7 protein-coding genes are annotated in these 12,037 nt (G+C 66.6%); all 7 read right to left on the bottom strand.

Annotated elements, in window-relative coordinates; genetic code table 11:
* Positions 1 to 161: 161 nt before the first annotated feature.
* A complete protein-coding gene (locus AC1HIY_RS15195; RefSeq protein WP_479577649.1) occupies positions 162 to 959 on the bottom strand; it encodes a TerB family tellurite resistance protein in 798 nt (265 codons plus the stop codon).
* Between the two features lie 120 nt (positions 960 to 1,079).
* The gene (locus tag AC1HIY_RS15190; RefSeq protein ID WP_479577648.1) at positions 1,080 to 3,878 is read right to left on the bottom strand and encodes a T9SS type A sorting domain-containing protein; all 2,799 of its coding nucleotides are present in this window, start codon (positions 3,876 to 3,878) and stop codon (positions 1,080 to 1,082) included.
* Between the two features lie 273 nt (positions 3,879 to 4,151).
* A complete protein-coding gene (gene aroC / locus AC1HIY_RS15185) occupies positions 4,152 to 5,324 on the bottom strand; it encodes a chorismate synthase (RefSeq protein ID WP_479577647.1) in 1,173 nt (390 codons plus the stop codon).
* Between the two features lie 103 nt (positions 5,325 to 5,427).
* A complete protein-coding gene (locus AC1HIY_RS15180) occupies positions 5,428 to 7,017 on the bottom strand; it encodes a Do family serine endopeptidase (RefSeq protein ID WP_479577646.1) in 1,590 nt (529 codons plus the stop codon).
* Between the two features lie 287 nt (positions 7,018 to 7,304).
* A complete protein-coding gene (locus AC1HIY_RS15175; RefSeq protein WP_479577645.1) occupies positions 7,305 to 8,084 on the bottom strand; it encodes a lysophospholipid acyltransferase family protein in 780 nt (259 codons plus the stop codon).
* A gap of 42 nt (positions 8,085 to 8,126) precedes the next feature.
* On the bottom strand, positions 8,127 to 9,803 hold the full coding sequence (locus tag AC1HIY_RS15170) for an amidohydrolase (RefSeq protein WP_479577644.1): 1,677 nt from the start codon (positions 9,801 to 9,803) through the stop codon (positions 8,127 to 8,129).
* Between the two features lie 246 nt (positions 9,804 to 10,049).
* The coding region (locus AC1HIY_RS15165) for a sensor histidine kinase (RefSeq protein WP_479577643.1) at positions 10,050 to 12,037 on the bottom strand (1,988 nt) is incomplete at its 5' end.

Genomic DNA, 12,037 nt, shown 5'->3' with positions numbered 1-12,037 from the left:
CGAGGGCGTGCTTCCGGCGGGGGTGCATCAGGCGCGCTGGGAGGCCGCCGGAGCGGCCGGCGGCGTCTACCTCTACCGTCTGGAGGCGGGCGGGCTCACACACACCCGGCGCATGATCCTCCTGAAGTGAGACCCGGGGCCGTCATTGCGTTTGCGCGCGTTCATGCTTCCGGCTTTTCCGTGAGGCCGAGCGCGTGGGCGATCCGCTCGATGAGCGCGCGTTCCTCCACCAGCATCACGCCGTCGGCGCAGGCGATGTAGCGCAGGTCGGCGAGGAGGGCGGCGCGTTGGTGGGCCGGGACGGCGCGTTTGAGCGAGGCGAGCGCGCGCGTCACCGCCGTCTCATCGCGAGCGTCGGCATAGACGCGGAGCGCCTCGCGCACCACGGCGTCCACGTCCGCCTCACGGGCCTCGGGGAGCCACTCCTTGATTTTCTTCACGATGGCCTCTCGCTCCGGCGCGGCGATGGCCCGATCCGGCTGATGCGCCACGGCCAGGTACACGAGGGAGAGGTCGTGCAGCGGCGTCCAGTCTCCGGCGCGCCCGCCATCCAGGATGTTCCAGAGCCTCCCGCCGTCCTCCGCAGAAAGGCGCACGTCCCACGCTGCGGCCAGTCGCTCGATGAAGCGCGCCTCCTCGTAGAGAAAAACGTCGTCGGCCCGGGCAATGGCTACGAAGTCTTCGAGCATGGCGCGGCGCTGTTCCTCCGGACAAGCCTCGCGGAGATGCGCGATGGCCCGTTCGATGTGCGCCTGTGAGGCCTCGCCTACGTACGCTTCGAGCGCGACCCTGATCGCGCCGAGAGCCGTCTCGCTCGCGACCCGGTCCTGCCATGCATGCAACCGGTCGGCGATCACTTCCAGTTCGGCGCGTTCGAGCCGCCGATCGGCGCCGTGCGCCAGCGCCACGTAGAGCAGCGCGAGGTCTTTCAGGATGCCTTCGTCGGGGGCGGCGTTCATAAGGATGACCGGGGATGCGCGGGAGAGCCGGAAGCCGGGCCGAAGGGCGCCGGGAGACGCCCCTTTCCTTTGTGCGTTTCTCCCGGAATAGGTTTCCTGCGCGTTTCCGTCAGGCCTCCCTCATTGCTCACACACGCCCCCCTCGACGAACCAGCACGGGGCAAAGGGCGTGCGCTTGAAGAAGCCCATCATGATGTCGGAGATCTTGTCTTCGCCCTTGCCGGGCGCCACGTCTTCGTTCAGCCCCGGGGCGGGGTGCGAGCCGTCCGCTTCGAAGTCGTCGCGCTCCCAGAAGAGGCCGTCGTAGAGGCCGTCGAGCAGGCCGTCGTTTCTCGGCGTGAGGCCATCCGCCCAGAAATACGGCCCCCACACGATCCACGGCGCGACGGTGTTGTAGTCGAGGTCGCCCGCGATGGGATCGACGCCGCCGCCGGACATCTGGTTGATCTGCGCTTCGATGAGCCATTTCACCGAGTAGCCCGTCTCATAGGCCCAGGGCTCCGGGCTGTTGGTCGTCAGCGGCGCATATCCGCCGTAGACGCGGCTCGAGACAAACAGGATCTTCAGGTTGGGATAGCGCTCCTTGAGGGCGCGTGCCGTGAGGCCCAGGTTCTCCAGGTAAAGGTAGGCGTCGGCGTCGGGGTCGGGCAGGCTCGGGCGCGAGCCGGAGGCTTTGTTGGCATTCTTGTAGTAGATCACCTGCACCTGCTTCTCGGAGAGTCCTTGCGGCGTCAGTTCTTCCTTCAGGATGCGGTCGTACTGATCCCCGGAGGCCGAGATCCAGGCGTCGGCCCCCTTGCCCCCCTGCGCGCCGTTGACGATGGCCAGTGTGGTATGGTTGACCTCCGGATCTACGGCGGCCTTGCCCATGAAGGACCACGGGTTGCACCCGAGCGACGTACTCGGCGCGCAAAACTCCTGCGTCGTGTTCGACATCCCGATGGACATGAAGACATACTTCCCGTTCGGATCGGGGTTGCCGTTGACGTCGAGCGGCTCGATGTTCCGGGCGCGGGCGAGCCCTTCTTCCGCGTGCGCCTCGGGCGCGACGTTGGACACGTCGGGATACAACCCGCCCTGAAAGCCCTGATACTCGTCGGCCGTCGTCATTTCCGTGAGCGGGATCGGCTTCGAACTCGTCACCGTCTCACTGCACGCGCCGTCCTGGAGGAACCAGCACTTCGTCTGCGGGGCGGATTTAAAAAAGTTGAGGAGCATCCCGCCAACCTTTTCCTCGGCGCTTTGCGCGGGGTGCGTGCCGTCGTCTTCGAAGTCGCTCCGCTCCCAGATCAGCCCGTCGCTGCGGGGGTTGAGGCCGTCGGCCCACGTATACGGCCCCCACGCGATCCACGGCGCGACGGTGTTGTAGTCGAGGTCGCCGGTATCCGGGTCGATGCCTTCTCCGGCCATCTGGTTGATCTGCGCCTCGACGGTCCACCGCACCCCGAAGCCCGACTCATAGGCATAGGGTTCCGGGTGTAGATCCACGCCCTCTTCGTTGCCGTATCCGCCATAGATGCGGCTGGAGAAGAAGACCATCTTCAGGTTCGGATACCGTTCCTTCAAGGTCCGGACGATCTCGGCATACTGCTCTTTCAGGAGATAGGCTTCGGCGTCGGGATCGGGGAGCGAGACCTTCGGTGCGGCGTTCGTCACCTTCAGCCATATCGCCACGACCTGCTTCTCGCTCAGCCCGAGCGGCGTCAGGTGCACGTCTCGGATGCGGTCATAGTTCACCTGACCTTCTTCGCCGATCCACAGCGGCGCCGTCTGCCCGCCCTTCGCGCCGTTGACCAGCACCAGATGATCCTTCTCCACGTCCGGGTCGGCGAGCGCCTGTCCCACAAACGTCCACGAGTTGCATTCCACGAGCGCATCCGACGGGTGGCACCACTCCTGCGAGGCGTTCGAGAAGCCGATCGACATGAGCACGTAATGGCCGTTGGGATCGGGGTTGCCGTCGACGTCGAGCGGTTCGATGCTCTGCCCGCGCGCGATGCCTTCGGCGTCATGCTCCGGCGGCATCGCCACTTCCCCGACCCCGTAGAGACCGCCGTTGTACAGGCCCAGATATTTCGTGTCGCCCATGTCGATGAGTGGCACGTTGTCTCCCACATCGCTCCCCCCCGAGCTTCCGGCCCTGGGAAGCGCCACCACGATCGATGCGCCGGGTTCGACGTCGAGATCCCGGATGACCTGTTGATAGCCGTCGTGATTCGCCCACACGCGCACGGGATAGACTTCGGCGCTTTTCCCGGCGCTCGACGTCTCCACCCGCGCCGCCGCCGGGCGCGAGGTCAGCCGCACCGAGGCCGAAGCGCCCGCACCGCCGCCCACCTTCACCATACGTCCCGTCGAGACCCCCTCCGCACCCTCGAAGCGATAGAGGTACACGCCGTCGGCCAGCCCGGCCACGCTCACCTCCATCGCGTACTGCCCCGCGCTGATCATCTCGCGCCACGCCGGCGTCACGCGGCGGCCCAGCACGTCATACACGGCGAAGGCCACCGGCTGCGTGTCGCCGACGACGAACGGGATCAGCGCCCGGTCGGCGACGGGATTCGGGTACGGCGCGCTCGTCGAAAAGGCGTCGGGCACGGTCGGGTCGTCCTCCGTACCGACGTTCACCGCCACGATCATCTGCGTGCACCCGTCCGGCCCCGTAATGCTCTCGGCCTCCGGCTGATCGGCCGTGCGCGGACGCCTCCGCACCCGCACGTTCGATCCTTCGAGAAACGCGCCGGTCTCGGCATCGCTGGTGCAAATCTGAAGATCGATCCGACCGTCCGTAGCCTGCGCTTGCGCGTGTCCGCCCCATCCCGCCATCCCCCCCATCACCAGGATCAGCCCGGCGCGCCACGTCGAATCGAACGTTTTACGAAAGGCCGCGCGACAAAAAAAGAGAAGAGAGTCTTTCATGGTGTATCAAGCAGTGGATGGAGACGAGAGCGACGAAATCCTTTACAGGATTCCTCCATCCATCCCGCAACATGTTTAAGAGAAGTCGGTGAGGGGAGCCACGATGCTCAAAAAACAGCCAGGCCCATGCTCCGGGTGGAATCGACATACCAACCCCGCCCCGCCCTCCATAGTTTCGGATGAATTGGCCACAATATGTCAAGAAAGGGTGGCAATTGCATGGCATTTCGGGAAGCCCTTCCGACGGGCGGACGCTCGAAGCGCCGGGCGGTCTCACGGGAAGCGCCGCCGGATCTCTTCGAGGCTGTCGCCGCCGTACTTTTCGAGGAATGCGTTGGCGATGACGAAGGCGACCGTTCCTTCGGCGACGGTGGAGGCGGCGGGCACGCTCGTCACGTCGCTGCGTTCGTAGCGCGTCGGCTGCGCCTCGGCGGTGGCGATGTCCACGGTGTCGAGGGGTTTGATGAGGGTGGGTATGGGCTTCATGTAGCCGCGCACGATGATAGGCATGCCGTTTGACACGCCGCCCTCGACGCCGCCGGCGTGGTTGCTTCGCCGCCCGTAGCCGCCTTCGGCCAGGAGGATGGGGTCGTGCACCTGCGAGCCGGGGCGGGCGGCGGCCGCCACGCCGTCCCCCACCTCGACGGCCTTCTGCCCCTGTATGGAGAGGATGGCCTGCGCAAGCCGGCCGTCGAGACGGCGATCCCACTGCACGTACGAGCCGAGCCCCGGCGGCACGCCCGTCACCACCACCTCATAGACGCCGCCGAGCGAATCGCCCTCCCGCTTCACGTCCTTGATGTGGGCCACGCACCGCGCGGAGAGGTCGGGGTCGAGCATGCGCACCTCGCTCGCGTCGGCGGCTCGGTAGAGCGCCCCGGCTCCGTCTTCGAGCAGCGCCTCCACCGACGCGCGCCAGTCTTCGGGCCGTTCGTAACCCACTTCGCCGATGCGCACCACATGGCTGCCCACCTCGATGCCGAACGCCTTCAGGAACCGCCGCGCCACCGCACAACACGCCACGCGCATGGCCGTCTCGCGGGCGCTCGACCGCTCGATGACGGGCCGGATGTCGTCGAACCCGTACTTCTGCGTCCCCACGAGGTCGGCATGGCCGGGGCGGGGCAGGGTCACCGGGACGACCCCCTCGCCCGCACCCTCGACGGCCATCACCTCCGGCCACCCGGAGCGGTCCCGGTGATGCGCCGCGTTGTCGATGCGAAGCGCGATGGGGCTGCCCATCGTCTTTGAAAAGCGGACGCCCGAGTAAATGTGCACCCGGTCGCGCTCGAACCGGGCGCGACCGCCGCGTCCGAAGCCGAGCCAGCGCCGGGCCAGGTGCTCGTCGATGTCCGCCGCCGTCAACGGGACGCCCGCCGGCATGCCTTCCACGATGCCGATGAGCGCCTCGCCGTGCGACTCGCCCGCCGTCAGGTATCGAATCATAACTGCCACCCGATAAAACAAAGCCAGACCGACGCCTCGCCGGACTGGCTTCCGCATGAAAACGTGGTAATCTAAAAGCCGGACGCCGAAAACCCAAATCGGCTCATTCGCCTGCCGGAGTTTCGAGTTCGAAGAAGGCGCTCACCCCGTCGCGCCGTCGGACACGGACGAGCACGGCGTCCTCCGTCTCGGCGGCGCGGGCCAACGCCGCTTCGACCGCGTCGATCGTGTCCACCGGCTCATCGCCGACGCTGAGCACCACCACGTCGCGGGGCAGGCCGGCGGCGGCGGCAAGGCTGCCGTGCGTGACGTACGCCACGTAGACGCCGCTCTCGACGCCGAAGACGTACCGGTCGCGGTCGCTCAGTTCCTGAAGGCCCACGCCCCACGCGTCAAGCTCGACGATCTCGCGCCCGTCCGGACCGGCTTCCGGCTCGGGTTCCGCCGGCAGCGCCTGCTGGTTGGTCAGTTCGCTGAACCAGTCGTCATAGACCGGGTCTTCCTTGCCGAAAAGCTCCACCGCGAAACGCGCGCGGGCGCCGTTGCGCCAGACCTCCACGTCGAGCCGGTCGCCGGGGCGATGACGGGCGACGGAGCTTTGAAGCTCGTTTGGCGCGTCGACCGAGCGTCCGTCGATGGCGAGCACGACGTCGCCGGTGCGCAGGCCGGCCTTATAGGCGGCGCTCCCGCGCCACACGTTGCTCAGAAAGACGCCCTGGATGCGGTCCATGCCGAGTTGCTCGGCGCGCTGCGCATCCACCTGCCCGATCTCGACACCGAGGTAGCCGCGCTGCACCTCTCCGTGCGCGATCAGGTCGCTCACCACCCGCTCCATCAGGCTGACCGGCACGGCGAAGCCATAGCCTTCGTACGACCCGCTCTCCGTGGCGATGGCCGTGCTGATGCCGACGAGTTCACCCGCGAGGTTCACGAGCGCGCCGCCCGAGTTGCCGGGGTTGATGGCCGCGTCCGTCTGAATGAAATCCTCGATGCCGAAGCTGTCCTCGATGATGTTGACCTGCCGCCCGAGGGCGCTCACGATGCCTGCCGTCACGGTCGAGGTCAGGCGGAAGGGGTTGCCCACGGCGAGCACCCACTCGCCCACCTCCAGCTCGTCCGAATTGCCGAGGGCGACGACCGGCAGATCTTCGGCCGCCTCCTCGATCTTGATCACGGCCAGATCGGTGTTCGGGTCGATGCCGACGACGGACGCCTCATACCGGCGCTTGTCGGAAAGGGTCACCATGATCTCGTCGGCGTCCTCGACGACGTGGTTGTTCGTCACGATATAGCCCTGCGGACTGACGATGACGCCGCTGCCTACGCTCTGACGGGGCGCGCGCTCGCGCAGCCGGTCGTCAAAATTATGAAACCAGCTCTCGCCCCCGTCGCCCTTCGACTCGACCTGAATGTACACAACCGTCGGGGTGACCCGCTCCGCCACTTCCTTGAACAGCTCGTTGAGCGTGCGCGCATCGGCGACGGCCACCGCCGCGCTCGAATCCGGCCCGGCCGCCCGCGCCGACAGCGCCCGACCGCCCAGCTCGACGCGCTCGACCACCGGCCCTCGAAAGCCCGGCCCCTGCCGGTTCATCACGAAGAGCATGGCCAGAATCCCTGCCAGCAGTCCGATCAAAACCAGCCCGATGCCAATCAAAAGTGAAGAACCCCGGTTGCGACGCGGCCTTTCCATGAATTCATCTCACAGACAAATGGTGTGCGATAAGGTATCTATCATCGACCCGAGACGGGACGGATTGTTTCGCCGCACACGGATATTGGTGTCTCCGGCGCATCAGGAGCCGCGTCATTGGGCTCACGCACGTTCGCCTTCACGGGGCCGCCCTCCTTCCGCCTCAAGGTTTCTCACCCATTCCACATTCAACCCGCTGTCAGGGGTGCGCCGCCTTCCGCCACTCGTTCCCATGCTCCAGCGCGGAAACGAGCTTCTTTGATCGAAAGAATCATTCTCTCCAAAAATCACGCGGCGCGCTGTTTTTGCCCGGCCTCGGCGAGGGCGAGCACGGCCGCGTGCGAGAGGCGCGCGAGCGTCTTCCGATCGCGACCGGCCGTGGAGATCGGCGTGCCGACACACACCTCCAGGTGCACGCTCCGCAAACCGAGCACGCTCCAGAAATTCTGAAGCATCGTCTGCGAAGGATCGGCCCATGTGATCTTCTCGCGCAGCCGCCCCGTCGCCGGACGCCCCTCCACCTCACGCACGTTCAGGTAGAGCGGCAGCACCGCGCCGTCCTCCATCCCCGCCACGGCCTCGAAGGCGCCCGTCTTGAACGGCATCACCGTCTCGCCGTTGCTCGTGGTGCCTTCGGGAAAGACGAGCACGCGGACCCCTTCCCGAAGCCGCCTTTGCACCTGTTCGACGAACGTGTTCGCCTGCATCCGGCGCTCGCGCGCGACGAAGATGATGCCCACCGTGCGACAGATCCACCCGACCACGGGCCAGTCGTTCATCTCGGCCTTTGCCACGAAGGCCAGCGACATCTGCGAGGCAAGCACCCACGGGTCGAGCAGGCCCAGGTGGTTGCTCACGGCCAGCACCGCCCTCGCCTCCGGCAAGGCGCCGGACCGCGTCACGCGCACGCCGAGGATCCGGCAAAAGACCGCGCACGCCTGTCGTTGCAGCCGCGCCCGGTAGGCCGACCGCTCGGCCTCCGGCACGAAGCGCACCGTCAGCCACAGCCACGAGGTCCGTGTGAGGATGGAGGCCGTGAACCGCACCAGCCGCCAGGTCTGTCGCATTCGTTTTCGCATGAAAAACAGGGAGGAGCGAACGGGGAAAGCTCAGTCGGCGACGTACCGTTCCATGCCGCCGACGACGGTGCGAAGCACGCGGATGTCTTTGAGGGCGACGGGGTCGATCTCGAAAGGATTCTCGGAGAGCACCACGAAGTCGGCGAGCTTGCCGGGTTCGAGCGTGCCGACGAGCGCCTCCTGAAAGCCGCCGTATGCATTGGCGGACGTATACGCCCGAAGCGCCTCGGCGACGGTGATCTTCTCCCCGGGGACCCAGCCTTCCGGGTTCGCGCCGTCGAGCGTGCGGCGGGTGACGGCGGCATAGACGCCCTCGAGCGGATCGAGCGGCGCCACGGTCCAGTCGGAGCCGAAGGTGAGCGGCGCGCCGGCGTCGAGGAGCGTGCGGAAGGCGTACGTCGTGAGGATGCGCTCGGGGCCGATGCGCTTCTCGGCCCATCGCCCGTCATCGATGGCGTGATACGGCTGCATCGACGGGATGACGTTCTGACGACGGAAGCGGGGGATCGCGGCGCGGCTGAGGTGTTGCGCGTGCTCAATGCGGAAGCGGCGGTCGCGCGGGCCGTTCTTCGCCTCGGCTTCCGCATACACGTCGAGGAGCCAGTCGTTGGCGCGGTCGCCGATGGCATGGACGGCCACGTGCAGCCCCGCCGCGTCGGCAGAGAGGATGTTCGCCCGGAGCGCGGTCGTGTCGGTGATGACGAGGCCGGCGGTCTCGGGCGCGTCGGCGTAGGGCGCATAGAACCACGCCGTCGTCGAGCCGAGCGAGCCGTCGACGAAGCCTTTGAGGCCGCCCCACCGCAGCCACGCGTCGCCGCGCCCCTCGGCTTCGACGTATGCGGCCAGACGCGCCCATGCGGCGAGCGGCACGAAGGCATAGATGCGGAGCCGGAGCGCGCCGCGCTCGTGCGCCCGCCGGTACGTCGCGAGGTCGTCCCATCCGCCGAAGCTGCCCACGTCGTGCACCTGCGTGACGCCGAGGGCGAGCGCGTGCGCCGTCGCCCGTTCGAGCGCCTCGTCCATCTCTGCCGGCGTCGGGTCCGGGAGCACGGCGTAGACGAGGTTCATCGCCTCATCCTTGAGGACGCCCGTCGGCTCGCCCGTGTCCGGATCGCGTACGATGGTTCCGCCCTCGGGGTCGGGCGTCGCGCGCGTGATGCCCGCGAGCGCGAGCGCCTTCGTGTTCGCCAGCGCCATGTGCCCGTCGAGGCGGTTGACGAAGACCGGATGCTCCGGCGTCACGTCGTCGATCCACGACCGTTCGGGGAGCGCGCCGCCCCATGCTTCGTGGTCCCAGTCGCCCCCGGTGATCCATCGCCCGGCAGGCGTCCGCGCGGCAAAAGCGGCAAGGCGGCGACGAAACTCCTCCGGCGCATCCGCCGAGCGCAGATCCACGCTCGCCAGTTGAAATCCACCGGAGAGGAAGTGCGCGTGGTTGTCGATGAAGCCCGGCATGACGAACCGCCCGCCGAGATCGACCACGCGTGTCTCCGGCCCGCGCCACGCCGTCACGGCGTCCGCCGTGCCCACCGCCGCCAGCGCTTCGCCCCGAACGGCGAGCGCCTCCGCCCAGGGCGTCTCCGGCGCACCCGTCCACACGCGCGCGTTCGTATAGATCACGGCGGCGGGCTCCACCGCTTCGCCACCCGAACGGCAGGCCGCCATCATCATCAGGAGGCCGGGAAGGAGCAAGAGGACAAGGCGCATGTTTCTCGAGGAAGCAAAGGGGCGAAAGAGGCGGGGCTCATCGGCGCGGCCGCCCGGCGGGAAGACGTCGCAGCGGGCGAGATCAACCGTGCGCCGCGCAAACGATCGCTATGGTCTGAGGGAAGCGGCGGGAGGACTCGTCCCCGGGACCCGCGAGCAGCGCAGGGGCCGTGCGTCTTCGGGAGCCGTGCGTCGTGGGCGCGAAAAGTATAGCGCAGCCCTCCCCGAAACGCAACTGCCGCCGCCTTACCCTGCCACCGTGCCCGAGGGCAACCCATCGCCCGAACCGAGCGACCGGCTGCCGGGCTTCGGCGCGCGCTTCGGCTCGTGGACGGGGAACGAGAGGGTAAAGATGCTGCCCTTCCCCTTGTGGCTTTGTACGGTGATCTCGCCATTCATCAGCTTGACGAGCCGGGCCGTGATGGCCAGCCCGAGCCCCGTTCCTTCATGCGAACGCGAAAGGCCGTCGGACTCCTGCCGGAACTCTTCGAACAGATGCGGCAAGAAGGTCTCCGCGATGCCGATGCCGGTATCCTGGATATGCACGCGCACCTGATCCCCCGCCCGTTCAAAGCCGATGACCACGCGGCCCTTTTCGGTAAACTTGACCGCGTTTCCGATGAGGTTGCTCAGGATGCGCTCATAGGCATGCTCGTCGAGCAAGGCATAGAGCGGCTCCGGCGGCGGGACGAGTTCGAGCACGAGCCCCTTTTTCCTTGCCAGTTCCGAGAGCATCCGCACCACGTCCTGCGCCTGTCGGGACAGATCAACCGGTTCGAGGTTGATGTCCAGCACGCCTGCCCGCAGCTTGGCGATTTCGAGAAGGGAGGTAAGCGTCTGCATCAAGCGGTTGCCGCTCTCTTCGATGATGCCCAGGAACTCGCGATACGGCGCATCCTCCGGGACCTCGTACTTCAGCACTTCCGTGAAGCCGAGGATGGCGGTCAGCGGCGTCCGCAACTCGTGCGAGGTGGTGGCAAGGAACTCATCCTTCAGCTTGTTCGCCTGCTTGAGCCGCTCGTTGGCGACCTGCAGATGCGCGTTCGCCTGCTGCAGGCGCTCGTTGACGAGGCGCTCCCGCGCCAGATCGATCGCCTGCTGCTTGGCCAGACGATGAGCCTGCACCATCTGCACGTACTTCCACGTGAACCCGAGCAGCGCCACCCCCGTCAGCAGATACAGCGTATAGGCCCACCACGTCTGAAACCAGGGCGGAAGGATGCGAAACGTGAAAACGGCTTCCTTGCCCACGATGCCCTGCGCATTGCGCGCCCGCACGTGGAACCGGTAGACACCCGGCTTCAGACTATGATAGGCTTGCCGGACATCGGCGACCCACGCCGACCACGCCTCATCCCGCCCTTCGAGAAAATACTGATAGCGCCCCTCTTCCGGCCGCACGAAAGAGGGAGATGCCACGTCAAACGCGACGTCTTTCTCATCGGGAGCCAGCACCGGCACGAACGCATCTTCCTGCCACATCGAAAGCGCTTCTCCCGTAGAAGCAAATGCGCCCCCGAAGATCAGGCTGTCTCGTCCGGTCAACACCATACGCCGGATCAATACGCGAGGCGGCATCGGCTCGGATCGATCGAGCGTGGCGTTGTATCGGAGCAACTTGTTTCCGCTGCTCAACCATGTGATCGAAGGCTCGGGGTAAATCGTCTCGATGCTCATATCGGGGAAACGCAGGCTCGGAATCTTCCTCCGCGCATATCCCCCTTCGGGCCGATGCACCGCAAGCTCCACACGGTCGGCGTAGGCCATCCACACGTTGCCCGCGTCATCTTCCTTCAAAACCTTCAAGGTATCTTGCGCGGCTTCCACCAGGGACATCAACTCCGGGTCGGGGAAGAATTTCGGTTCCTCCTTCTCGGCTTCCTCACGATAGCGCAACAGCCGTTTATCTTTGTCCGAGAAAAACAGGGGCCTCCCCCCCACTTCAACGACCGTCAGGCCCTTTTCGACGAGGCCGTCCGAAGCGTCGAAGCGTTCCTGCCGGGGCGGAGCGTCCAGCCCCTCGGCGAAGCGCAGACGAAAAACGCCCTCATGCTTGGTGCCGACCCACAGCGTCCCGTCCTCCTCCTCCACCATGGAGCGGATGTCCTCCTTCACGCCTTCTACGGGCTTCAGACGCCAGCCGGACCTCGTATACCGCAGCAACTCCAGACCATCTCGACGCCCGACGTAGATCAGCGCGGGATGCACTTTGGACTTGAGCAAAACGTAGGTTG

It is taken from the genome of Rhodocaloribacter sp. (genome assembly GCF_056451265.1).
The sequence above is the reverse complement of the archived record's forward strand: the minus strand, read 5'-3'. Positions and strand labels throughout refer to the sequence as shown.

Coding starts and splice junctions, on each gene's coding strand:
- AC1HIY_RS15175 (WP_479577645.1), bottom strand. CDS start 8,084: ATGCGACAGACCTGGCGGCTGGTGCGGTTCACGGCCTCCATCCTCACA.
- AC1HIY_RS15195 (WP_479577649.1), bottom strand. CDS start 959: ATGAACGCCGCCCCCGACGAAGGCATCCTGAAAGACCTCGCGCTGCTC.
- AC1HIY_RS15170 (WP_479577644.1), bottom strand. CDS start 9,803: ATGCGCCTTGTCCTCTTGCTCCTTCCCGGCCTCCTGATGATGATGGCG.
- AC1HIY_RS15190 (WP_479577648.1), bottom strand. CDS start 3,878: ATGAAAGACTCTCTTCTCTTTTTTTGTCGCGCGGCCTTTCGTAAAACG.
- AC1HIY_RS15180 (WP_479577646.1), bottom strand. CDS start 7,017: ATGGAAAGGCCGCGTCGCAACCGGGGTTCTTCACTTTTGATTGGCATC.
- aroC (WP_479577647.1), bottom strand. CDS start 5,324: ATGATTCGATACCTGACGGCGGGCGAGTCGCACGGCGAGGCGCTCATC.